General features: G+C 64.5%; 26 protein-coding genes and 2 pseudogenes. 8 read left to right on the forward strand and 20 right to left on the reverse strand.

What is annotated here, in order from left to right:
- Positions 1-173 precede the first annotated feature (173 nt).
- Positions 174-1796, reverse strand: a complete 1623-nt coding sequence (locus ACRQ5Q_RS24975) for a peptide chain release factor 3 (protein ID WP_439392628.1) — start codon at positions 1794-1796, stop codon at positions 174-176.
- A 159-nt stretch (positions 1797-1955) separates the two neighbouring features.
- Between ACRQ5Q_RS24975 and sugE the strand changes: the two genes are divergently transcribed.
- The gene (gene sugE / locus ACRQ5Q_RS24980; protein ID WP_439375057.1) at positions 1956-2270 is read left to right on the forward strand and encodes a quaternary ammonium compound efflux SMR transporter SugE; all 315 of its coding nucleotides are present in this window, start codon (positions 1956-1958) and stop codon (positions 2268-2270) included.
- On the opposite strand, the gene ACRQ5Q_RS24985 is transcribed toward sugE, so the two are convergent.
- From ACRQ5Q_RS24985 to ACRQ5Q_RS25015, 7 genes are all read right to left on the reverse strand, one after another.
- Entirely contained in the window at positions 2263-3270 is a 1008-nt protein-coding gene (locus ACRQ5Q_RS24985) for an inorganic phosphate transporter (RefSeq protein WP_439392629.1), read from the reverse strand. The two genes, sugE and ACRQ5Q_RS24985, sit on opposite strands and share 8 nt — an antisense overlap.
- 12 nt (positions 3271-3282) lie before the next feature.
- Positions 3283-3927: a DUF47 domain-containing protein gene (locus ACRQ5Q_RS24990; protein WP_439375055.1), complete on the reverse strand. Its 645-nt coding sequence runs from the start codon at positions 3925-3927 to the stop codon at positions 3283-3285.
- A gap of 155 nt (positions 3928-4082) precedes the next feature.
- Entirely contained in the window at positions 4083-5051 is a 969-nt protein-coding gene (locus tag ACRQ5Q_RS24995; RefSeq protein WP_439375054.1) for a branched-chain amino acid ABC transporter permease, read from the reverse strand.
- Between the two features lies 1 nt (position 5052).
- On the reverse strand, positions 5053-5916 hold the full coding sequence (locus ACRQ5Q_RS25000) for a branched-chain amino acid ABC transporter permease (protein ID WP_008551982.1): 864 nt from the start codon (positions 5914-5916) through the stop codon (positions 5053-5055).
- Positions 5917-5988: 72 nt separating this feature from the next.
- Positions 5989-7212 (reverse strand): ABC transporter substrate-binding protein, encoded by a 1224-nt coding sequence (locus ACRQ5Q_RS25005; protein WP_439375053.1) that lies wholly within the window; start codon positions 7210-7212, stop codon positions 5989-5991.
- 36 nt (positions 7213-7248) lie between these two features.
- Entirely contained in the window at positions 7249-7995 is a 747-nt protein-coding gene (locus ACRQ5Q_RS25010) for an ABC transporter ATP-binding protein (RefSeq protein ID WP_439375052.1), read from the reverse strand.
- Complete coding sequence (locus tag ACRQ5Q_RS25015) at positions 7988-8743, reverse strand: ABC transporter ATP-binding protein (RefSeq protein ID WP_008551999.1); 756 nt, start codon at positions 8741-8743, stop codon at positions 7988-7990. Before ACRQ5Q_RS25015 ends, ACRQ5Q_RS25010 begins: the two co-directional genes overlap by 8 nt.
- 310 nt (positions 8744-9053) lie before the next feature.
- On the opposite strand from ACRQ5Q_RS25015, the gene ACRQ5Q_RS25020 reads away from it, so the two are divergent.
- Entirely contained in the window at positions 9054-9728 is a 675-nt protein-coding gene (locus ACRQ5Q_RS25020) for a hypothetical protein (protein WP_439399864.1), read from the forward strand.
- A 20-nt stretch (positions 9729-9748) separates the two neighbouring features.
- Here ACRQ5Q_RS25020 and ACRQ5Q_RS25025 read toward each other — a convergent pair whose 3' ends face one another.
- Positions 9749-10102, reverse strand: a complete 354-nt coding sequence (locus tag ACRQ5Q_RS25025; RefSeq protein WP_439375050.1) for an ArsC family reductase — start codon at positions 10100-10102, stop codon at positions 9749-9751.
- 105 nt (positions 10103-10207) lie between these two features.
- On the opposite strand from ACRQ5Q_RS25025, the gene ACRQ5Q_RS25030 reads away from it, so the two are divergent.
- Positions 10208-10579, forward strand: coding sequence for a tRNA-binding protein (locus ACRQ5Q_RS25030; protein ID WP_439375583.1), 372 nt, complete (start codon positions 10208-10210; stop codon positions 10577-10579).
- A gap of 163 nt (positions 10580-10742) precedes the next feature.
- On the opposite strand, the gene ACRQ5Q_RS25035 is transcribed toward ACRQ5Q_RS25030, so the two are convergent.
- Together ACRQ5Q_RS25035 and ACRQ5Q_RS25040 are read right to left on the reverse strand one after the other, a co-directional pair.
- On the reverse strand, positions 10743-11447 hold the full coding sequence (locus tag ACRQ5Q_RS25035; RefSeq protein ID WP_439392630.1) for a glutathione S-transferase family protein: 705 nt from the start codon (positions 11445-11447) through the stop codon (positions 10743-10745).
- Between the two features lie 87 nt (positions 11448-11534).
- A complete protein-coding gene (locus tag ACRQ5Q_RS25040) occupies positions 11535-11681 on the reverse strand; it encodes a hypothetical protein (protein ID WP_439375048.1) in 147 nt (48 codons plus the stop codon).
- A 163-nt stretch (positions 11682-11844) separates the two neighbouring features.
- Between ACRQ5Q_RS25040 and ACRQ5Q_RS25045 the strand changes: the two genes are divergently transcribed.
- Positions 11845-12018, forward strand: a complete 174-nt coding sequence (locus ACRQ5Q_RS25045) for a hypothetical protein (RefSeq protein ID WP_439375047.1) — start codon at positions 11845-11847, stop codon at positions 12016-12018.
- A 42-nt stretch (positions 12019-12060) separates the two neighbouring features.
- Here ACRQ5Q_RS25045 and ACRQ5Q_RS25050 read toward each other — a convergent pair whose 3' ends face one another.
- The 7 genes from ACRQ5Q_RS25050 to ACRQ5Q_RS25080 all read right to left on the reverse strand — a co-directional run bounded on the left by ACRQ5Q_RS25050 (position 12061) and on the right by ACRQ5Q_RS25080 (position 18312).
- Positions 12061-12726 (reverse strand): DUF429 domain-containing protein, encoded by a 666-nt coding sequence (locus ACRQ5Q_RS25050; protein ID WP_439392631.1) that lies wholly within the window; start codon positions 12724-12726, stop codon positions 12061-12063.
- A gap of 19 nt (positions 12727-12745) precedes the next feature.
- Positions 12746-13930 carry a serine hydrolase domain-containing protein gene (locus tag ACRQ5Q_RS25055; RefSeq protein ID WP_439392632.1) on the reverse strand — a complete coding sequence of 395 codons (1185 nt, stop codon included), beginning with the start codon at positions 13928-13930 and terminating at the stop codon, positions 12746-12748.
- Between the two features lie 74 nt (positions 13931-14004).
- Positions 14005-14697, reverse strand: a complete 693-nt coding sequence (locus ACRQ5Q_RS25060; RefSeq protein ID WP_439392633.1) for a GNAT family N-acetyltransferase — start codon at positions 14695-14697, stop codon at positions 14005-14007.
- A 4-nt stretch (positions 14698-14701) separates the two neighbouring features.
- Positions 14702-15049, reverse strand: a complete 348-nt coding sequence (locus ACRQ5Q_RS25065) for a Lin0512 family protein (protein ID WP_018646107.1) — start codon at positions 15047-15049, stop codon at positions 14702-14704.
- Positions 15050-15257: 208 nt separating this feature from the next.
- Positions 15258-16925, reverse strand: a complete 1668-nt coding sequence (locus tag ACRQ5Q_RS25070; RefSeq protein ID WP_439375043.1) for an acetolactate synthase large subunit — start codon at positions 16923-16925, stop codon at positions 15258-15260.
- Between the two features lie 144 nt (positions 16926-17069).
- Positions 17070-17780, reverse strand: a complete 711-nt coding sequence (locus ACRQ5Q_RS25075) for a hypothetical protein (RefSeq protein ID WP_439392634.1) — start codon at positions 17778-17780, stop codon at positions 17070-17072.
- A 79-nt stretch (positions 17781-17859) separates the two neighbouring features.
- Positions 17860-18312 carry a MarR family winged helix-turn-helix transcriptional regulator gene (locus ACRQ5Q_RS25080; protein ID WP_439375041.1) on the reverse strand — a complete coding sequence of 151 codons (453 nt, stop codon included), beginning with the start codon at positions 18310-18312 and terminating at the stop codon, positions 17860-17862.
- A gap of 143 nt (positions 18313-18455) precedes the next feature.
- Between ACRQ5Q_RS25080 and ACRQ5Q_RS25085 the strand changes: the two genes are divergently transcribed.
- From ACRQ5Q_RS25085 to ACRQ5Q_RS25095, 3 genes are all read left to right on the forward strand, one after another.
- Positions 18456-18857: an Ohr family peroxiredoxin gene (locus ACRQ5Q_RS25085; protein WP_439375040.1), complete on the forward strand. Its 402-nt coding sequence runs from the start codon at positions 18456-18458 to the stop codon at positions 18855-18857.
- 76 nt (positions 18858-18933) lie between these two features.
- Entirely contained in the window at positions 18934-19347 is a 414-nt protein-coding gene (locus ACRQ5Q_RS25090; protein WP_439392635.1) for a cupin domain-containing protein, read from the forward strand.
- Positions 19348-19399: 52 nt separating this feature from the next.
- Entirely contained in the window at positions 19400-20272 is an 873-nt protein-coding gene (locus tag ACRQ5Q_RS25095; RefSeq protein ID WP_439392636.1) for a bifunctional helix-turn-helix transcriptional regulator/GNAT family N-acetyltransferase, read from the forward strand.
- A 143-nt stretch (positions 20273-20415) separates the two neighbouring features.
- Here the strand turns inward: ACRQ5Q_RS25095 and ACRQ5Q_RS25100 are convergent, their stop codons facing one another.
- Both ACRQ5Q_RS25100 and ACRQ5Q_RS25105 read right to left on the reverse strand, forming a co-directional pair.
- A complete protein-coding gene (locus ACRQ5Q_RS25100) occupies positions 20416-21636 on the reverse strand; it encodes an MFS transporter (RefSeq protein WP_439375037.1) in 1221 nt (406 codons plus the stop codon).
- A 282-nt stretch (positions 21637-21918) separates the two neighbouring features.
- Positions 21919-22197: pseudogene (locus tag ACRQ5Q_RS25105) on the reverse strand (helicase-related protein); the annotation flags it as partial.
- 242 nt (positions 22198-22439) lie between these two features.
- Between ACRQ5Q_RS25105 and ACRQ5Q_RS25110 the strand changes: the two are divergent.
- Positions 22440-22883, forward strand: a pseudogene (locus ACRQ5Q_RS25110) (cupin domain-containing protein).
- Positions 22884-22967: the final 84 nt, after the last annotated feature.

Consider the following 22967-nt stretch of genomic DNA (forward strand, 5'->3'; position numbering starts at 1 on the left):
TGCGGCTGTTCACGTGCTCGCGTTCAGGCACTCGTCGCCCGGCTTGACCGGGCGACCCAGTACTCCAAGACGTCGTGATTGAATCGATGGGCTGCGGCGTACTGGATGCCCCGGTCAAGCCGGGGCATGACGGCGGAGGCTGGGGCTCAATGCAGCACTGGAGGGAGCAGCCCCTATCCCTTCTTCTTGACGTCCTTGACGTTGGTGAACTCGATGCCCTCGGCCCGTTCCCTTGTGTAGCCGAGATAGAACTCGTTTCTCGCCAGGTACACAGGATCGCCGTCGACGTCGTCGGCGATGCTCGAGGTGTTGGCGGCAATAAAAGTGTCGAGCTTCTTGCGGTCCTCCGAGGAGACCCAGCGCGCCAGCTGGAACTCGCTGACCTCGAACTCGACGGGCAGCGAATATTCCGCCTCCAGCCGCGCCTTCAGCACGTCGAGCTGGAGCGCGCCGACCACGCCGACCAGCGCCGGGGCGCCGTCGCGCGGGCGGAACACCTGCACCACGCCCTCTTCCGACATCTGCTGCAGCGCTTCCTTCAGCTTCTTCGCCTTCATCGCGTCGGTGAGGCGGACGCGGCGGACGATTTCCGGGGCAAAGCTCGGCACCCCGACGAAGGTGAAGTCCTCGCCTTCGGTCAGCGTGTCGCCGATGCGCAGCGTGCCGTGGTTGGGAATGCCGACGACGTCGCCGGCGAAGGCCTCGTCCGCCACGGACCGGTCCTGCGCGAAGAAGAATTGCGGGCTCGACAGCGGCATGCTCTTGCCGGTGCGCACCAGCTTGGCCTTCATGCCGCGGCTGAGCTTGCCCGAGCAAAGGCGCGCAAACGCAATGCGGTCGCGGTGGTTCGGATCCATGTTGGCCTGGATCTTGAACACGAAGGCGCTCATGCGCGGATCGGTGGCCTCGACCTTGCGCTGGTCGCTCTCCTGCGCGCGCGGCTCGGGCGCAAACCTGCCGAGACCTTCCAGCAAATCGCCGACGCCGAAATTGCGCAGCGCGCTGCCGAAATAGACCGGCGTCAGATGGCCCTCGCGGAAGGCGCCGAGCTCGAACGGTTTCGAGGCCTCGGTGACGAGCTCGAGCTCGTCCTTCACTGCGCCGACATCGAGGTTGGCGTTGAGCTTGGCGAGCTCGGCGATCTCGATCTGCTGCGCCGCGCCGGTCTTGGCGCCGCCGCCTTCGAGCAGGCGCACGCCGCCATTGACGACGTCATAGGTGCCGAGGAAGTCGCGGCCGCGGCCGACCGGCCAGGTCATCGGCGTGGTGTCGAGCGCCAGCGTCTTCTCGATCTCGTCGAGCAGCTCGAACACGTCGCGGCTCTCGCGGTCCATCTTGTTGATGAAGGTGATGATCGGGATGTCGCGCAGACGGCACACCTCGAACAGCTTCCGGGTGCGCGCCTCGATGCCCTTGGCGGCGTCGATCACCATCACCGCGGAATCGACCGCCGTGAGCGTGCGATAGGTGTCTTCCGAAAAGTCCTCGTGGCCCGGCGTGTCCAGCAGGTTGAACACGAGACCCTCGAACTCGAAGGTCATGACCGAGGTCACGACCGAGATGCCGCGTTCGCGCTCGATCTTCATCCAGTCCGAACGCGTGTTGCGCCGCTCGCCCTTGGCCTTGACCTGGCCGGCGAGATTGATGGCGCCGCCGAACAGCAGCAGCTTCTCGGTCAGCGTGGTCTTGCCGGCGTCGGGATGGGAGATGATCGCAAAGGTCCGCCGCCGCGCCACCTCGGTGGCGAGCGGGGAACGGGCCGTCGATTCGGCTGCGGTGGTGGCGATGTCGGACATGGCGGGAGCGTTTGGCAGGGAAAATGGGCCTGATCAAGCCTCATTTGGTGATTGCAGAGCCCTCCGGCCAGCCCCATATCGGCCGCTGGGAGGGACGGCCCTCCTATCCCACCAGCATATCAGCCGCGGGGACGACCCTGCCGTGAATGGAGGGTCGTCATGGCCTGGAGCATCCTGTTCGTCGCCGGTCTTCTCGAGATCACCTGGGCGATCGGGCTGAAATACACCGAGGGTTTCAGCAGGCTTGTTCCCTCCGTCATCACGCTCGCGGCGATGGCCGGCAGCGTGATCCTGCTCGGAGTAGCACTCAAATCGCTGCCCGTCGGGACCGCCTATGCGGTCTGGACCGGGATCGGCGCGGTCGGCACCGCCACGCTCGGCATCGTCCTGTTCGGGGAGCCGGCCACGGCGTTCCGCCTCGCCAGCATCGGGCTGATCGTGGCCGGCATCGTCGGGTTGAAGCACGTCACCTGACGAAGATCCTGACCGCCCACCAGGTCAGCGCGGCCACGATGGCCGAGGCCGGGATCGTGATCACCCAGGCATAGACGATCGAGCTTGCGACGTTCCAGCGCACCGCCGAGACGCGCCGGGCCGCGCCGACGCCGACGATGGCGCCGGTGATGGTGTGGGTGGTCGAGACGGGAACCCCGAGGAAGGTCGCCATGAACAGGGTCGCAGCGCCCCCGGTCTCGGCGCAAAAACCTTGCATCGGCGTCAGCTTGGTGATGCGCAGGCCCATGGTGCGGACGATGCGCCAGCCGCCCATCAGCGTGCCCAGCGCCATCGCCGCCTGGCAGGACAGCACCACCCAGAACGGCACCGAGAACTCATTGCCGAGATGGCCCTGCGAGTACAGCAGCACGGCGATGATGCCCATCGTCTTCTGTGCATCGTTGCCGCCATGGCCGAGCGAGTAGAGCGAGGCGGAGGCGAATTGCAGGATGCGGAAGGCGCGGTCGACCGCGAACGGCGTCGAGCGCACCGACAGCCACGATACGATCGCGACCAGCATCATCGCGAGCAGGAAACCGACCAGCGGCGACAGCACGATCGCCAGCACCGTCTTCGACAGACCGCTCCACACCGCCGCCGAAATCCCCGCTTTGGCCATGCCGCCGCCGACGAGGCCGCCGATCAGCGCATGCGAGGACGAGGATGGGATGCCGAGCGCCCAGGTGACGATGTTCCAGACGATGGCACCGACGAGGGCTGCGAAGATCACCTGGGCGTCGACGATCGAGGGATCGATGATGCCGGTGCCGATGGTCTGGGCGACGTGCAGGCCGAACACCATGAAGGCAACGAAATTGAAGAACGCGGCCCAGAACACCGCGAATTGCGGCCGCAGCACGCGGGTCGAGACGATGGTCGCGATCGAATTGGCGGCGTCGTGCAGGCCGTTCAGGAAGTCGAACAGCAGCGCGACGGCGATCAATCCGACCAGGAGGGGAACACCCAACGCAGCATCCACGGCAGCCCCGCCCTATACCTGCTCAATGACGATGCTGTTGATCTCGTTCGCGACGTCATCGAAGCGGTCGGCCACCTTCTCGAGGTGGTCGTAGATCTCGACGCCGACGATGAAGTCCATCGCGTTGCCGTCGCGATGCTTGAGGAACAGCTCCTTCAGCCCGATGTCGTGGAGATCGTCGACGCGGCCCTCGAGCTTGCCGAGTTCCTCCGTGATCGCAGTCAGCATGGCGACGTTCTTGCCGATCGACTGCATCAGCGGCAGCGCGCGGCCGACCAGATTGGCGCATTCGATCAGAAGCGCGCCGATCTCCCGCATCGGCGGCTCGAAGGTGCGGACCTCGAACAGCATCACGGCCTTGGCCGTCTGCTGCATCTGGTCGATGGCATCGTCCAGCGAGGTGATGAGGTTCTTGATGTCGCCGCGATCGAACGGGGTGATGAAGGTGCGGCGCACCGCCGTCAACACCTCGCGGGTGATGTTGTCGGCATCGTTCTCGAACTGGTTGACGCGCTGGCAATAGACCGGCGTCTCCTCACCCCCGTTGAGCACGCCCTGGAGCGCGATCGCGCCCTGGATCACCGTCTGGGCATGGCGGTCGAACAGGTCGAAGAACCGTTCTTCCTTGGGCAGGAACGCGCGAAACCATCGCATCATGGGGCAGGCTACCGGTTGGATAATGGCCCGGCCCGGATGGGCCGTCATGAAACTGTCATAGACCATTTTCGGTCCGCGCGCGTGCTACCTCGCGCCCGCGGAGCCGGATCATCCACCGCTTTCACCGATGGCTAACTTTTCGTCGAATCAACGACTTAGAGCGAACGCCTGAAGTAATGGGCGATTTCACCGATGACGCCGCGGCGGAAGGTGAGCACGCAGATCACGAAGATCGAGCCCTGGATCACCGTCACCCACTGGCCGAAGCTCGCCAGATATTGCTGCATGGCGATGATCACGAAGGCGCCGACCACGGGGCCGAAGATGGTGCCGAGACCGCCGACCAGCGTCATCAGCACGACTTCGCCCGACATCGACCAATGCACGTCGGTGAGCGAGGCGTTCTGGGCCACGAACACCTTCAGCGCTCCGGCGAAGCCCGCCAGCGTGCCGGACAGGACGAAGGCCAGGAACTTGTACTGGTCGGTGCGGTAGCCCAGCGAGATGGCGCGCTGCTCGTTCTCGCGGATCGCCTTCAGGACCTCACCGAACGGCGAATTGATGATGCGGAAGATCAGCAGGAAGCCGGCGAGGAAGCCGACCAGCACGACGTAATACAGAACCGTCGGGTTGGAGAGATCGAGCACCCCGAACATGCGTCCCTGCGGAATGCCCTGGATGCCGTCCTCGCCATGGGTGAACGGCGCCTGGAGGTAGATGAAATACAGCAGCTGCGACAGCGCCAGCGTGATCATCGAGAAATAGATGCCCTGGCGGCGGATCGAAACGTAGCCGGTCACGATCGAGAGCGCGAAAGCCGCGGCGACGCCGACGAGGATGCCGAGTTCCGGCGGCAGGCCCCACACCTTCAGGGCATGCGCGCTGCAATAGCCGGCGGTCCCTAAGAACATGGCGTGGCCGAACGACAACAGGCCACCATAGCCGATCAGAAGATTGAAGGCGCAGGCGAGCAACGCAAAGCACAGCGCCTGCATCACGAAGAACGGATAGACGCCGGTGAAGGGCACCGCCGCCAGCAGCAGCGCCATCACTGCGAATACGATCATCTCGTCGCGCACTGCGCGCGGGGTTGCCTGCAGCGTATCGTCCGTCAGGGTTGTCATGTCAGGCCGCCCTTCCCGTCAATCCCGTCGGCTTCACCAGCAGCACCAGCACCATCAGCACGAACACGACGGTGTTGGAGGCCTCGGGGTAGAAATACTTGGTCAGGCCCTCGATCACCCCCAGCGCGAAGCCGGTGATGATGGAGCCCATGATCGATCCCATGCCGCCGATCACGACCACGGCGAACACCACGATGATGAGGTCGGCGCCCATCAGCGGGCGCACCTGGTTGATCGGCGCCGAGAGCACGCCGGCGAGCGCGGCAAGGCCGACGCCGAGCCCGTAGGTCAGCGTGATCATGCGCGGCACGTTGATGCCGAAGGCGCGGACCAGCGTCGGGTTTTCGGTGGCGGCGCGCAGGTAAGCGCCGAGCTGCGTCTTCTCGATCAGGAACCAGGTGGCAAGACACACCACCAGCGAGAACACGACGACCCAGCCGCGATAGATCGGCAGGAACATGAAGCCGAGATTCATGCCGCCCTTGAGCTGGTCCGGAATGGCGTAAGGCAGGCCAGAGGAGCCGAAATAGTTCTGGAACACGCCTTGCACGATCAGCGCGATGCCGAAGGTCAAGAGCAGGCCATAGAGATGGTCGAGCCCGGTCAGCCATTGCAGCATGGTCCGCTCCAGGATCATGCCGAAGATGCCCACGATGATCGGGGCCAGCAACAACGCCCACCAGTAATTGATACCGCCGAGGTTCAGCAGGAAATAGGCGACGAAAGCGCCCATCATATAGAGCGCGCCATGGGCGAAGTTGATGATGTTGAGCATGCCGAAGATCACGGCAAGCCCGAGACTGAGCAGCGCGTAGAACGAGCCGTTGATCAGTCCCACCAGTAGCTGAGCGTAAAGAGCCTGCATCGATCCCGCACCCGGTCCCTTCGGCGTTCCCTGAAAGTCGCCCGCAGGCTCCAAGGCCCGCGGGCGGTTATCCTACTTCTTGAGCAGCGCACACTTGCTTTCGGCCAGCGGCGTGAAGGCCTGATCGCCCGACACCGTTCCGACCAGCTTGTAGAAGTCCCACGGCCCCTTGGACTCCGAGGGCTTCTTCACCTCGAACAGATAGGCGTTGTGGATGGTGCGGCCGTTGGGCTGGATCTCGCCCTTGCCGAACAGATCGTCCTCGGTCGGCATCGACTTCATCTTCTCGACGACCTTGACGCCGTCATGAGGATTGCCGCCGAGGGCTTCCAGCGCCTTGAGATAGTGGCGCACGCCCGCATAGACGCCCGCCTGCACCATGGTCGGCGGCGCGTTGTTCTTCATCTTCCCGGAGAAGCGCTTGGAGAAGGCCCGGGTCTTGTCGTCCATGTCCCAGTAGAAGGTCTCGGTGAAGTTGAGGCCCTGCGCCGTCTCCAGACCGATCGCCTTGACGTCGGTGAGGAACAGCAGCAGCGCCGCGAGCTTCTGGCCGCCCTTGACGATGCCGAACTCGGCCGCCTGCTTGATCGTGTTGGTGGTATCGCCGCCGGCATTGGCGAGGCCGATGATCTTGGCCTTGGAAGCCTGCGCCTGCAGCAGGAAGGAGGAGAAGTCCGGCGTGTTCAGCGGATGCTTGACGCCGCCGACGACCTTGCCGCCGTTGGCGGTGACGACGGACGTGGTGTCGCGCTCGAGCGCCGCACCGAAGGCGTAGTCCGCGGTCAGGAAGAACCAGCTGTCGCCACCGGCCTTCACCAGCGCCTGGCCCGTGGTATGAGCCAGCATGTAGGTGTCGTAGGTCCAGTGCACGGTGTTGGGCGAGCACTGCGCATTGGTGAGGTCCGAGGTCGCTGCGCCCGAGTTGATGTAGACGCCGTTCTTCTCCTTGATGACGTTGTTGACGGCGAGCGCCACGCCGGAATTCGGCACGTCGACGATGACGTCGACCTTGTCCACGTCGAACCACTGCCGCGCGATCGCGGTGCCGATGTCCGGCTTGTTCTGGTGATCGCCGGAGATGATGTCGATCTTCCAGCCCTTCGAGGCAAGGCCGGAATCCTCAACCGCCATCTGCGCGGCGAGCGTCGAGCCGGGGCCGCCGAGATCGGCGTACAGGCCGGATTGATCGGACAGCGCGCCGATCTTGACGGCCTTGTCCTGCGCGGACGCGACGCCTGCTGCGGCGAAGGTGAGCGCGGTGGTCAGCAGCAATGACGCAATCGACCTGGTCTTCATGCAACTTTCCTTTTTTTGAAGTCTTCTCTGGCAGTTCTAGACGCCGAGATAGGCGTGGAGCTTGTCCATGTTGGCGGGGAGCTCCGAATTGGAGAACCCGTCAATGATCTTGCCGTGCTCGACCACATAATAACGATCGGCGACGGTGGATGCGAAGCGGAAGTTCTGCTCGACCAGGAGGATCGTGAAGCCCTCCTTCTTGAGCCGCGCAATGGTATGACCGATCTGCTGGATGATGACCGGCGCAAGGCCCTCGGTCGGCTCGTCCAGCATCAGGAAGCTCGCGCCGGTGCGCAGGATGCGCGCGATCGCGAGCATCTGCTGCTCGCCGCCGGACAGCTTCGTGCCCTGGCTGTTCAGCCGCTCCTTCAGGTTCGGAAACAGATCGAAGATCTGCTCCAGCGGCAGTCCGCCCTCGCGGACCACCGGCGGCAGCATCAAATTCTCTCGCACGTCGAGGCTGGCGAATATCCCCCGCTCTTCCGGGCAGAACGCGATGCCCATCCGCGCGATCTTGTCGGAGGTGGCGCGAATGATCTCCTGGTTGTTGAACTTCACCGAACCGGCACGCTTGCCGATGATGCCCATGATCGACTTCAGCGTGGTGGTCTTGCCGGCGCCGTTGCGCCCGAGCAGGGTGACGACCTCGCCCGCATTCACGTCGAAGTTGATCCCGTGCAGGATGTGGGACTCGCCGTACCATGCTTCGAGGTTGCGGACCTGGAGGATGTTTCCGCCGGTCGCAGCCCTTGCCGGAGCCTCGGCGATCGCAGTGTCAGGCATGACCGGCTCCCAGGTAGGCTTCCTTGACGCGCTCGTCCTTGGTGAGCTCGCTGTAATGACCTTGCGCGAGCACCTGCCCGCGCGTCAGCACCGTGATGATGTCGGAGAGATTGGCCACGACGCTCAAATTATGCTCGACCATCAGGATGGTGTATTTCGCGGAGATGCGCTTGATCAGTGCCGCGATCTTGTCGATGTCCTCGTGGCCCATGCCGGCCATCGGCTCGTCCAGCAGCATCATCTCCGGGTCGAGCGCGAGCGTGGTTGCGATCTCCAGTGCACGCTTGCGCCCATAGGGCATTTCGACCGCGGGCGTATTGGCAAACTCGCTGAGGCCGACATCGTTCAGCAGCTCGCGGGCGCGATCGTTGAAACGGTTGAGCACCGACTTCGAGCGCCAGAAATCGAAGGAACTGCCGTGCTGGCGCTGCAGCGCGACGCGGACGTTTTCCAGCGCGGTGAGATGCGGAAATACCGCTGAGATCTGGAACGAACGGACAAGTCCCATGCGGGCGACGTCGGCCGGCGCCATCGCGGTGATGTCCTGCCCCTTGTACAGGATCTTACCGGCAGACGGTTTGAGGAACTTGGTCAGAAGATTGAAACACGTCGTCTTGCCGGCGCCGTTCGGGCCGATCAACGCATGAATGCTCCCACGGCGAACCTTGAGCGCAACGTCGCGGACGGCGAAGAAGCCCGCGAACTCCTTGGTCAAGCCTTCCGTTTCGAGAATGAACTCATCGGCCAAACAGATTTCCCCCTGCCCGCGCGACGCGCCGCGCTGTCCTTGTTGCTTCGCCATCCCGGAGGTCCTGGAGCCCGTCCGGAACGCCGCCTCCGGGCGCGGAATATGCCGGAGGTGACGGGGGTTAGGCAAGGCGGAAAGCTGAGCAGATCAGGCCTCCGGCCGGGAAACAAATGCTCCCTTAGTCGGAGATGTTTTGATGTCGTGCCTGCCCGGCCTCCCGGTTCGCAAAAGCACCGGCCATCAAGCCGTCGTTAACGGTCTTTCGCCCCGCGCACCAGCCTTCATCAAAAATTTTCCCGTGGGCGGCATCATGCTGCGGGTATGTTCTTTCGGGAATGTTGTTTTGGATTTCGCAAGCGCCGCCCCCTCCGTCGTCAAGTCGATCAGGCAGCGTGATCTGTTGAACACGTGGCTGCGGCTCTATGCGCGCCAGGATATCGCACCGGCGATCTGGGATTACCAGCCGGCGCGGCTCGAGGAGGAGCAGTCCGATCTCATCTATTATGCGGTGGACAACTCGGCCGCCCTCCCGCGCCTCATCATCCAGAGCGAAGGCACGCGCATCTCGCATGCCTACGGGCACACCGGCAAGGGCGTGCCGCTGGACGAATATATCGGGCCGGGGCTCGTGCCGCTGGTGATGCCGGTCTACCACGAATGCGTCGCACGCGGGCTTCCGGTCTACAGCGTCGCCAACGTCGACGACGTCTATGGGCGGGTCGTCGCCTATGAGCGCCTGCTGCTGCCGTTCCTGACCGACGGCAAGGTCTGTCACGTCATCGGCTCGCTCAAGACCTTCTGCGAGGATGGCGGCTTCGAGATCAGGAATCTGATGCGCGGAAATGACGCGCTGCCGCGCCCCAAATTGTGCGCCGTGATCGACCGCGACCTCTTTCATCGCGTACCCGGCCGCATCGCGGCCGCGGACGTCGTCGACTTCGCCGATCAGCGTGGTGAGGCCGCCGAGATCATCGAGCTGAACTAGCGCCGGCCTACTCGGCCCGACTACTTGCCCTTGACTTCCTTGGCATAGATGTCGGGCTTGAAGCCGACCAGCAGCTTGCCGCCGACTTCCAGCACCGGCCGCTTGATCATCGACGGCTGCGCCAGCATCAACGCCAGCGCCTTCTTCTCGGTGAGGCCTTCCTTGTCGGAATCGGGGAGCTTCTTGAAGGTCGTGCCGGCGCGATTGAGCAGCGTCTCCCAGCCGACCTTGTCGCTCCACTGCTTGAGCTTGTCCTTCTCGACGCCCGCTGCCTTGTAGTCGTGGAAGTCGTAAGCCACGCCATGATCGTCGAGCCAGGTGCGCGCCTTCTTCATGGTGTCGCAGTTCTTGATGCCATAGATGATGTTGGGCAAGGCAGCTCCTCGCGCATGCGTGATGCTTCGGCAGCAGCGTTGTACGAAACTCCGCTTCGCGCGACAATATTGCAAACGAAGCCCGCTCTGCAAAACGGACAGATGATGCACGTCACCCACGATCCCGCGGCGGCCGCCTTGCCGACCATCGATTTCAACAGCTTCCTTGCGGTCGATATCCGCGTCGGCACCATCGTCGACGCCAAGCCGTTCCCGGAGGCGCGCAAGCCGGCCTGGCGTCTCTGGATCGACTTCGGGCCCGCGATCGGCGTGCGCAAGAGCTCGGCCCAGATCACCGAGAACCATCTGCTCGAGACGCTGGTGGGCCAACAGGTCGCGGCGGTCGTCAACTTTCCGCCGCGCCAGATCGGGCCTGTCGTCTCCGAGGTGCTGACGCTCGGCTTTCCCGATGCCGACGGCAAGGTCGTCCTGGTGCAGCCGAGCAAGCCCGTGCCGAACGGCGGACGGCTGTTCTAGCCGCAACGCGACCACCGGACCGAAGCCCCGCTCCTGCCCGCGTCGCAACAGCACAATCCCCGGCTGTTTCTCCCCTCCGACGGCCCGGACTTGACCAACGCCGGGCCATGATCGCCCTCGTCGCGCTGATGGCGCTTACATGGCCACCGGCGCTGGGCTGATCCTACGGCCGCTTCGGAATGTTCAGGCCGCGCTGCACTGCCGGCCGCGCCAATCCGCATTCGAGCCAGACGGCAACCGACTTGAACTGGCTGAACGCGACCAACTCGCCCGCGCCGTAAAAGCCGATAAGGTTGCGCACCCAGCCGAGCATGGAGATGTCGGCGATGGTGTAGTCGTCATCCATGAACCACTGCCGGCCGGAAAGATGCGTCTCCATGACGCCGAGCAGCCGCTTCGACTCGTCGACATAGCGCTGCAGCGGCCGCTTGTCCCCAAAATCCTTGCCGGCGAATTTGTGGAAGAAGCCGACCTGGCCGAACATCGGCCCGATACCGCCCATCTGAAAATGCAGCCACTGGAGCGTCTGGTAGCGGCGCGCGGCATCCTGCGGCAGCAGCTTGCCGGTCTTTTCCGCGAGGTATTGCAGGATCGCTCCGGATTCGAACAGCGCCAACGGCCTGCCGCCTGGACCGTTGGGATCGAGCATCGCCGGGATCTTGCCGTTCGGATTGAGGGAGAGGAATTCCGGCGTCTTCTGGTCGTCCTTGCCGAAATCGACGAGGTGGACTTCGTATGGCAGCCCGGTCTCCTCCAGCATGATCGAGACTTTGACGCCGTTCGGCGTCGGCAACGAATAGAGCTGAAGCAGTTCGGGATTCCTGGCCGGCCAACGCTTGGTGATGTGAAAGTCGGAGAGATCGGACATCGGGACCTTTGGTGCATGGACTGAGCGCGCTCAATCTAGGCGAGATGCCGCACCGCGCAAGTCACGATTCGTCCCGGCGACCCACCGCTATCGCGGCAGCGTTGCCAACGCCACGATCGGGGTCATTGCTTCATGCTGGAGTCGATACTCGATGAACCGTTGACCCGTGACCAACAGCAGGGCCGTAAAGGCAATCGCGAGAACCGCGGTCGCCAATTGGCACACGTCGTACATGGATTTTGTCCCTCAGCAGCCTTTGATGTAAACGCCGGCTCCAGCGCCACGTTCCGAGGCGACATGACAATATTGCCAGATTTTCCCGTCGACCGCTGCGAGGCCATCGCGCGGTTCCGGCAGCCGCGCAGGGACCAATGGCCCGTTCGAGCGTTGTCGCGGCATGAACATCGAGAAGCGGGCCCTGCTCGACCACGCTGAACGCTGTCGCCGCGTCGCGGACGAACTCGCTCATCACGAAGCCGCACAACGGTTGCGAGCGATGGCCGACGAGTATGAAGCGCGAGCAACAAGGCTGGACGACGAGGGCGCCTCCCTCGAATCCGGTTCGCAATAGTCGCTGCCACGGGGCAAAGGCGATCAGGAGGGCCGATCGGCCTCAAAAATTGATCTCCATCCGCAATCCGCGCGGATCGATCTCCTCCTCACCGATACGCTGCGTACTGTCGCGTGCCGCGACGGCGCAGGCGCAGGCATCGATCAGATCGTCGCGGCCGATGCCCGTGCCGTGACGCAACGTCAACCATTTCGGCAGACGCGTGAAGCCGCGTTGCTCCAGCAGCGCGATGCGCTGTTCGCGGCCGTACGCCGACGTCTTCCTTGCGAGCTGGACGCGCCCCGCGAGATTCCAGAAGATCAACTCCGGATGCGCTTCGCCGATCGCCGCCTGCCGCGCCGGCGTCATGACGTCGTCGATCTCTCTCAACTTGTCCCTGATGTTCCAGAGCTGCGCAGAGACGCCCCTGCCCTTGCCTTCGTGCTCCCAGTAATGGCGATTGGCCGCGGGCATGTCCGGGAAGATCCAGAGGTCCCGGCGCGCGCCGAGAAACACGGCGGGCCCGACAAGTTTGCGCGCACGCAGATCGCATTCGCGATAGCCGCTCACGGGCAATCCGATCGGCATGTCGATCATCGTGCGTATGTGCGGGATCGCAAGCAGGCGCATCAAGCCCGGTGAATAATCGAAGCCGTGATCGCCGTGATCGTCGATCCAGGCTGCGACCCAGCCGAAGCGAAATCCGTCGAGGCCGAGATAGGTTGGCATGTCACCCGAATGGACTGCCTCAGCCTCCAGCCGCCTGGTAGGCCAGGCGCTTGAATTCGAAGAAGAACGGATTCCAGAAGCCCATGTAGCGCTGGGCCATCAACACGCCGGCCGTGTTGGCCTCTGGGCAGATCCACCAATGGGTGCCGGCAAGCCCGCCCCACTGGAATTCGCCGACGGAGTTCGGCGGATCGAACGGCGTCGGCGCGAAGGTCACGGCGCCGCCGAGGCCAAAGCCCTTGCCGGGGATCGGGCCGAGATTGGCAAAGCGGATGGTCTGCCCCGCAAGCAGCTGGTTGGTCATCATCTGCCGCAGCGTCTCCGGCTCCAGCAGCGCATCCGACCCGGGTAACAATGCGCGCACCAGCGCAAGCATATCCGGCAGGGTCGAGACCAGACCGCCGCCGCCCGATAGGCGCGGGAACGGCCGCCGATAGGCCTGCGGATATGGCAGATGGTCGGCGCGCGTGAGGCCCGGCTTCATCGGATCGAGCACGTCGGCGCCATTGTAGAGCGCAACCAGCCTGCCTTGCTGCGCCTCAGGGACGTGGAAGCCGGTGTCGCTCATGCCGAGGGGATCGAAGATGCGCGCCTTGAGGGAGGCATCGAGTGACTTGCCCGAGACGACCTCCACGATGCGTCCGAGCACGTCGGTCGCGACCGAATATTCCCACCCCGTACCGGGATGATAGGACAGCGGCAGATCGGCAAGCCGGTCGATCATGTCGGAGAGCGGCGTCAGCGGATTGAGCACGAGCGCTTCGTTGTACCCCTTGAACAGCACCGTGCCGGGATCGAAGATGCCGTAGCTGAGGCCGGAGGTGTGGGTCAGAAGCTGGCGGATCGTGATCGGGCCCTTCGCCGGCTCGACATCGGCAAGGCTTGTTGCGCCCTGCTTCAGGACCTTGCGGTTGCCGAGCTGCGGCAGGAATTTCTCGATCGCGTCGTCGAGCCCGATGCGACCTTCCTCGACCAGCAGCATGATCGCGCAGGTGACGAAGATCTTGGTATTGGAAAACGCACGGAAGATATGGTCGGGCCGGAGCGGCGTCTTCGCCTCGCGGTCGGCAAAGCCGACGCATTGCTGATCGACCACCTGGCGGCCCCGCAGAACCGCCCAGGACACGCCCGGAATGATCTCCTGATCGACGTAGCGCTGCATCGCCGTCCGTGCGGCGGAAAAATCTGTCGTTCTGGCGTCCACGTGTTTCCCCCGAATTTGGTTCGGATGGATATAGCGCGAATTCGGCGGACATGAAGCCCCCGCCGAAAAAACGCTCAGCCCTGCCTCATCAGCGCGGTGACGTGCAGGCGACGCCGGATCCGCATGCCCTGCCGCCGGTAGAGCGCGATCGCAGACCTATTGTTCGAAAACACGTGCAGGAACGGAATTTCGCCACGCGCCTCGATCCGGCGCGCGACCGCCGCGAGCAGTGCCTGCGCATAGCCGCGCCCGCGATAGTCCGGATGCACGCAGACGGCCGTCATCTCGACGAACTTTCCCGGCTTCATTCGCTCGCCCGTCATCGCGACCAGCTCGCCGCCGGCGCGGATGCCGAGGAACGTGCCGAGCTCATGGGTCCGCAACGCGAACGGGCCGGGCTTGGTCAACTCCGCCAGCGCCATCATGGCAGGAACGTCGGCGGCCCCGAGCGTGACAATCTCGACGTCGCGAAGCGGACTGTCAGCGGGCGAGCCGATCATCTGCTCGCCGGTGTCGGCGAGCACCACCTTGAAGCCGGCGGGAATTTCGACCGGCTCCGGCGTGAACAGCACGGCGACCTGCGAGAGCGACATGAGATCGCCGAGCGCGGCAAAGCTTGCCGCGGACATGTCGGCCATGTCGGCAAAGGGCGTCATGTCCACGGGATAACGCAGCGCTTTCGGGCTGCCCTCAGCCAGGTGCTTCTGGCTGGTCGTCAACGCGCTCCAGATCGGACGATCCAGCAGCGCCACATCATTGTCGGACACCGGACTAGTCCTTGTCGAAGCTGACGATGACGGCGGCATTGGCGATGAGGATGGGGTCGTTGGCGACTTCCGTGGCCGAGGGAATCTCCAGCCCGCCCTTGACCGCAGTCACGGTCACGGTGCCGTAAGGCAGCTCCTTCGCAACCGCTTCCTTGTCCACCGCCTCGGGGTTGGGCACGCCGATCGTGACGTCGACGAACATGTCGTTCGCCGTCTTGCCGATCATGCGGAAGAAGCCGAGGCTGGAATGCCGGATGGCATCGGACACCGCCCGCTTGGCCGCCTTGGTCGCGTCCCTGCCGTGGACGTCGACGCCCATGCCCATCTCGGTGACGCAACGAACGCGAGTCATTTCATAGTCCTGTGGTTGGTTGGGTGAATGTTACGAATCTCGGCGATCGGTGGTCGCAATACAAGTACGGCGCTCATGTTGGCTGCAGGTCCCGCCGGGGCCTCCGTCATTGCGAGCGCAGCGAAGCAATCCAGAATCTTCGCGCGGACACAGTCTGGATTGCTTCGCTGCGCTCGCAATGACGATGTGGAGACAGCCTCGGCCCGCATCAATCACGCTTCGATTTCTCATGCGCGCGGAGCTCCTCGACGAGCACCCGCACGTTCTCCGAATAGTCGATCGGGATCGAGACCAGATGCACGCCGCCTTCTCTGAAGGCCGCCTCGAGCGTCGGGCCGAAGCTGTCGATGCTTGCGATGCGATGCCCCTTGGCTCCGTACGATTTTGCGTACAGCGCAAAATCCGGATTGCCGAAGGTCATGCCGTAATCTGCGAAGTGGTCGACCGCCTGCTTCCAGCGGATCATGCCGTAGGCGTTGTCCTCCAGCACCAGCACGACCAGGTTGAGCTTCAGACGGACCGCGGTCTCCATCTCCTGGCTGTTCATCATGAAGCCGCCGTCGCCGGCGACTGCGAGCACGCGGCGATCGGGATAGAGCATCGCGGCCATCATCGCCGACGGCAGGCCTGCGCCCATGGTCGCCAGCGCGTTGTCGAGCAGCAGCGTGTTGGCGACACGGGTGCGGTAGTTGCGCGCGAACCAGATCTTGTACATGCCGTTGTCGAGCGCGACGATGCCGTTCTCTGGAATGACCTGGCGGATGTCGTGCACGATGCGCTGCGGCGTCGGCGGCCAGCGTGCCTCGGTGGCGCGATCGGCGATGTGGCTGAGGATTTCCTCCCTGAGCGGCAGGAGCGCCGCGGCCTGCGGCAACTTGCCTTCGAGACGGTCGGCCAAGAGCTCCAGGCTCGGGCCGACATCGCCGACGACCTCGGCGTCTGGGAAATAGACCTGCTCGACGCTGGCCGACGTGTAGCTGACGTGAATGACCTTCGGCCCCGACGGCCCCATGATGAAGGGCGGCTTCTCGATCGGGTCGTGACCGATCGCGACGATCAGGTCGGCGGCGTCGATGGCATCATGGACGTAGTCGCGCTCGGACAGCGCGGCGGTGCCCATGTAGAGATTGGTGCCGCCGGGCACGGTGCCCTTGCCCATCTGCGTGGTGAAGAAGGGAATGCCGGTGCGCCGCACGAAGCTCGCGATGCCGTGCGTCGAGCGCGGCCGGCTCGTTGCCGCACCCATCATCACCAGCGGGCGCTTCGCGGACAAAATCATCTCGGCGGCTCGGTCGAGCGCGGCACGATGGGCGACCGGGATCTCGATTGGATGGATCGGGATGACGGGGACGGCGGACACCTCGTCGCCGGCAATGTCCTCTGGCAGCTCGACATGCACCGGTCCCGGCCGCTCTTCCATCGCCACGCGAAAAGCGTCGCGCACCACGGTCGGGATGCTGGAGGCACTGACGATCTGCCGCGACAGTTTGGTCAGCGGCTTCATGGTGGCGACCACGTCCACGATCTGGAAGCGCGCCTGCCGGCTGCTCATGATCGCCTTCTGCCCGGTGATCAGGATCATCGGCATCGCGCCGAGATGCGCATAGGCAGCTCCGGTGGACAGGTTGAGCGCACCGGGGCCGAGCGTGGACAGACAAACACCGGGCTTGCCGGTGAGCCGGCCGTGCGTCGCGGCCATGAAGGCTGCGGCCTGCTCGTGGCGGGTCAGCACCAGCTCGATCCTGGAGTTGCGCAGCGATTCGACCAGATCGAGATTCTCTTCGCCAGGCACGCCAAAAATGCGGTCGACGCCTTCATTCTCCAGCGCCGCGACAAACAGGTCCGATCCCTTCACCTTGTGGTCCTGCCCGCTCATATCGCCTCCCGGTCGTTGTGCGATCTCCCGTTTTCCACGGAAGCAGATGCATGGTAGCGGTCTACGGCGCCGGCACAACTCACAAAGAGGCGCACAATTGCATCGGCCGCCGAGCCTCGCTCCGGGACCTGTCCTGCGTCAGCCTTACTCGGCGGCTTCGCTATGGGGCACGCCCTGCTCGACCTCGAGCTGCAGGATGTCGTTGAAGCGGTTGAAGGCACCGCAGAGTGCGATGCGCCAGGTTAGCTCGACGATCTGCGCTTCCGAGAAATGCGCGCGGAGGCGATCAAAGATCTCGTCCCGCGTCTTGTTCCAGGCGTTGGCCTGGTTGGAACGCGCATACTGCCACAAGGGCTCTGCCTGCGCCTCGATAGTGATCGCATGACACCCAAGATATTCGAAGCACGCTGCCTGCGCCTGCCCGCCGGCACCAAGATTCTCAAAGGTCGACGGCGACCTCGCCGAAACTCGGAAGGCGCGCACCTCGATGGCGGGATAGACGGCGTCGAAGGCACGTGCCAGTTCGCGATCGGGCAATGCGACGTCTTCAGCCGTGAGCGCGCGCCCGACCCGGAGCGCGACCTCCACTTCGACACCGCGCAGGCGGAATTCCGGACCGAGCCGCGCGCCGGAGGCAAGCAGGCCGGACGCCGGCAGCGGCGCGCAGACGGGCTCGGCATCCGGGCCCGACGCGCCGACCTTCCAGCCGCCGACCGGACCGATCCGGGCAAGCGTGGCATGCTGGATGGCGTAGGCGCCGGCACGATCCGGCGGAAGGATGTCGCGCCAGGCGACCGCCCGCCCGCCGCCTCTCGCTGCGACCAACCGGTCCGCCACTTCACTCGCAATGCTCACGATGTCCTTCCATGTGGGGGTCTGGCCTGGACGGCGGGCCCGCCGCGGCGGTAACTCCCGATTTGTGTGTCTCGATGCGTTAGTCGTCCTTGGTCGCGCGCAGCAGATTGTCACGCAAACGGCTCACCGTCTTCTGCACCACCGGAAAATCGTCGCCAAGACCTGTCGCCTCGATCAGCGACCCGCCGAGATCCTGCTCGATCAGCTTGCGCCCCGCAGGCGTCAGGCTCAGGCGCACCTGCCGCTCGTCGGCGGGATCGCGGTGGCGCTTGATCAGCCCCATCTGCTCGAGCTTTTTCAGGATCGGCGTCAGCGTGTTGGATTCCAGGAACAACCTCTCGCCGAGCGCGCTGACGGTCTGCTCGTCCTCGTCGGACAGCGCCACCAGGGCGATGTACTGGGTGTAGGTGAGCCCGACCTTGTCCAGCAGGGGCTTGTAGGCGCGGCCAAAGGCCAGATTGGCTGAATAGACGGCAAAGCAGAGGAAATTCGACAGTTTCCGGCCTTTGCCGGTGGTTGGGGGGTGAGCCATTGGAACCTCCGCAATACGTGATCTGCGCACCCATATAAATCGCATGCGATTAAATCGGAAGAGCTTGACTGCGACGTTCGGCGGGACTATTTCCAGACGCATCCGATTAGATCGGATACGATCATAATACGAAGGACAAGACCATGACCTCCGCTGCAAAGGTTCTCTTCACGGGCAAGACCCACGTCACCTCGGGCGCCGGCGGCGCTGCGCACTCCAGCGACGGCTTCCTGAACGTCAAGCTGGCCCAGCCGCACCCGGCCGCCGAAAACCTGTTCGCCGCCGCCTGGTCGGCCTGCTATCTCGGCGCGCTCGGGCTCGCCGCTGCGCAGCGCAAGGTCAAGCTGCCGAGCGAGCCGTCGGTCGACACCGCGATCGACCTGAACAACGCCGGCGGCGCGTTTTTCCTGCGTGCCCGTCTCGACGTCAGCGTCCCCGGCGTCGACCGCGCGGTCGCGCAGGAGCTGATCGAGGCCGCACATGAAATCTGCCCCTATTCCAAGGCCGTGCACGGCAACATCGAGGTGACCACCACCCTCATCTGAAACCGCACGACGCGGACCGGCCGGCATCGGCCGGCCGGCGCGGCGCGGACAACGTACGCACCACAAGGAGCCGATCATGAGCCGTCCTCATCTGCGAACCCTCCGCGTGCTGTCGAGCGCGGTCCTGCTCGCGGCAAACCTGTTCACCCTGCCGGCCGCGGCGGCGCAGGCCGGCGTCAGGCGCACCGATCTCCAGCGCCACGATCTCAGCGCTCCGGGGCGCGAGGCCGTGCAGGTGCGTGTCGACCTCGCCCCGGGCGTCGCGTTCGGCCGGCACACCCATCCGGGCGAAGAGATCATCTACGTGCTGGCGGGCGCCATCGAATACGACGTCGAGGGCAAGCCGCCGGTCACGCTGAAAGCCGGCGACGTGCTGTTCATCCCCGCCGGCACGGTGCATGCGGCGAAGAATGTCGGCGCTGAGACTGCCAGCGAGCTTGCGACCTATATCGTCGCCAAGGACAAGCCACTGCTGACGCTGGCGGAGTGAGGCCGGTCGCTCAGATTGACCCGCGCATGATATCTGACTAAAGTCAGAGACCATGCTTGATCCCGTTTCCCGCGTCCGCCGTTTCAACCGTGCCGTCACCTCCGCCGTCGGAGCGCTCGATACGTCTTTCCTGGGACGCGGGCGCCCGCTTGGTGCCGCGCGCGTTCTCAATGCGATCGGGCACGGGCGTTCGGACGTCGCCGATATTCGCGACTATCTCGGGCTTGACTCCGGGCTGATGAGCCGGCTGCTCCGCAGTCTCGAGGACGAGGGAGTGGTCGAGACCGCCGCGCATCCGGACGACGCCCGCCGCCGCGTGGCACGGCTGACGCGCACGGGCCGGCGCGAGTTCGCGGCCTATGAAGCGCTCTCGAACGCGCAGGCCGAGGGATTCCTCGCGCAGCATTCGCAAGCCGAAGCACTGCTGGCCGCGATGGACATGATCGCCTCCGCATTGACGCGCGAACGCATCGCGCTGGACGAGATGGATCCGCGGAGCGAACAGGCGCGCTATTGCCTCGGCGAGTACTATGCCGAGCTCGGTCGCCGCTTCAAGCAAGGCTTTGACGTCTCTTTATCCCGTGACCCTGACGCCAAGGACATGCGCCGGCCGCGCGGTACGTTCATCGTCGCGATGTCGGACACGCTGCCGATCGGGTGCGTGGGCCTTAAGGGAACCGATCGCGGCTATGCCGAGATCAAGCGGCTGTGGGTCGCCCCTGCCGCGCGCGGGCTGCGGCTCGGACGGCGTCTGATGGACGCGACTGAGGCCACAGCGCGCGAGCTCGGCATCGCCCTGCTGCGGCTCGACACCAACAGCGCGCTGCCCGAGGCCGCCCAGCTCTACCGCAGCACAGGCTGGCGTGAGATTCCGCGCTTCAACGACGATCCCTATCCCGACCTGTTCTTCGAGAAGCGGCTTTGAGCTGAGCCCGTTTCCCTGGTCTGCGTCATCATCGAAGCCTCGGGAGCTTCAACGTGACCAGAGACGATCTTGCCGCCCTTTATCACGCCTACATGGCCTGCCTGAACCGGCTGGATTGGCCGGCGCTCGGACAGTTCGCACGTTCATGCGGCCACGGGCGCCACCTCGCCTTGCGGCTTCGTAAAGGGGCGGAACGTCATCGCCATCAGGAAGGCCCCCAAGCCCATCGCCCAGGAGGCGATGTAGAGCCAGGCGTAGCTGGAGAACGCATCGTAGATCAGGCCGCCGGCAAGAGGGCCCGTCGCCATGCCGAGGCTGCCGGCCATCGCCGTGCCGCCGATCACCGTACCCATCATCCGCAGCGGAAAGTTTTCGCGCACCAGCACCGCGTAGAGCGGCATGGTGCCGGCATAGATGAAGCCGAAGATGGCGCCGACCGCGTAGAAGGTTGCGAGCTGGTGGGCGAAGACGTAGGCCAGCGCGCCGAACGCCTGCAGCAGCAGGCCCGAGACCAGCACGCGCTTGGCGCCGAACCGGTCGCCCATCAGGCCGAAGGCGATGCGCCCGCCGAGGCCGGCAAACCCCTCGATGCTGTAGATCGTCACCGCCGCGACCAGCGGAATGCCACAGCTTATGGCGTAGGAGACGGTATGGATGATCGGACCGGAATGGGTGGCGCAGCAGAAGAAGTTGGTGGCGAGCAGAATGAAGAATTGCGGCGAGCGCAGCGCCTCGCCCACCGACATCTCGTTTCGCGCAGCCCCCTCCGCCATTGGCGCGGCCGCGGCCTGTGCGAGCGCCGGCGGACGGCGCACCAGGAGCGAGACCGGGATCATGATGGCGGCGACCACCAGCGCGATGATCTGCATCGAGGTGCGCCAGTCGTGGCCGGAGACCAGCCAGGCCGCCAGCGGCGCCATCGTCATCGGCGCCATGCCCATGCCGGCCGAGACCAGCGAGACCGCGAGGCTGCGATTGGTGTCGAACCAGCCGGTGACGGTCGCCATCATTGGCGCGAAGATCGCCGCGCAGGACGCGCCGACCAGGAGGCCGAACACGAACTGGAACACGATCAGCGAGGTCGCATGGCTCGCGGCGAACAGGCTCAGCGCCAGCACGGTCGATCCGGTCAGCACCACCGGCAGCGGCCCTAACCTGTCGGTCGCCGTGCCCCAGGCCATGCTGGTGAAGGCCATCGCCAGAAAGCCGATCGTCATCGCGCTGGAGATGCCGGTCACCGACCAGCCGGTGTCCTTGGCGATCGGCTGCAGGAACACCGGCAACGAAAACATGCCGCCGATCGCGACGCAGCCGAGCAGGCCGCCTGCGGCGACGATCACCCAGCGATAGTGGGAACGAAGCATCTTTGGTCTCCCGTCAGACTTGTCTGGGTGGAAGACGAATGGGAACTGCGCCGGCCGACAGCGGCACATCATTTTTGCCGCACGCTTTTGGGACCCGCCAGCAAAACTTTCGAAAACAACCCCATGCACAGTAGCCGACAGGTCTGGGATCAATGACTTACGAGGTCCCTGGCTTGCGTTGGCGGGAAACGGTTGCTCCGTCGGGCAAAACAGGGGCATGATGTCATCATCCAGGGACATCTCGATCGAATCACGCCGCAGGGGCAGCGGCGTTGCGCGCGATTACGTGTCGAACAGGGAGTTCACGTCGCTCTCCGTGAGGGCCGACGCAATCCCGCCATCGCGATCAACGAGGCCATCGGCAAGCGCGCGCTTTCTGGCCTTCAGCTCATCCATCTTTTCCTCGATGGTTCCGGCGGTCATCAGCCTGTAAACGAAAACGGCCTTGAGCTGCCCGATCCGATAAGCCCGATCGATCGCCTGCTCGACTGCGGGATTCCACCACGGGTCGAAAATGATGACGGTATCGGCGGCGGTCAGGTTCAGGCCGACCCCGCCTGCCTAGGCGTTTCGATCCGGGCATTGCAGCGGATACGCATCGTGGAGAGGCGGTCGGTACGGCCGATCGAGGAATGCCTGCGAAGCTAGAGAACGGGTGTTCCGGATCCGGCAACTGAGCGCGGCGATGGGAGTTCGACTCTCCGGCTCGCGTGACCGCGCGGGTATGCAAATCCCCGGCCGGCAGCCTCTGGCAGACCCGACCTGCCCCACCTAAGTTCGATGCGAAATTTCGGGACGCGTTCATGCCAAAGATCGACGTCGCGAACGTCCCGGCCCGCAAGGGCTCGGGCTATCCAGCGCCTTCGACGCGCCGTGCGCCGAGCGCATCCGCAAGCGGCCCGGCAATGCCGGCGGCCTTTCCGATTTCGGCGTCAACCTGATGCGCCTGCCGCCGGGCAGCTGGTCGAGCCAGCGGCACTGGCATTCGCATGGGGACGAATTCGTCTTCGTGCTCGAAGTCGAAGTGGTGGCTGCGCGCGGGCGACTGCGCCGCCTTCCCGAGGGCAAACGGCAACGGACACCACATGATCGTCAACCGCTCAAATGCGGTTGCCGTCTATCTCGAAGTCGGCTCGCGCGCGCCTGCCGATCTCACGACATGCTCGGACATAGACATGATGCGCGCCAATTCCGACGGCCGCTTCGTGCACAAGGACGGCACGCCCTACCCGGACCAGGCCGTATAGCTATAAATGTAACTGGTGAGTGCCTCCGCTTTGCTCAGCGACCGAGTTCGCGCGGCAGCGCAGGATGTCGCGGTGGCGGGCGCT

The sequence above is a fragment of the Bradyrhizobium sp. PMVTL-01 genome (assembly GCF_051861855.1).
Classification (GTDB): Bacteria; Pseudomonadota; Alphaproteobacteria; order Rhizobiales; family Xanthobacteraceae; genus Bradyrhizobium.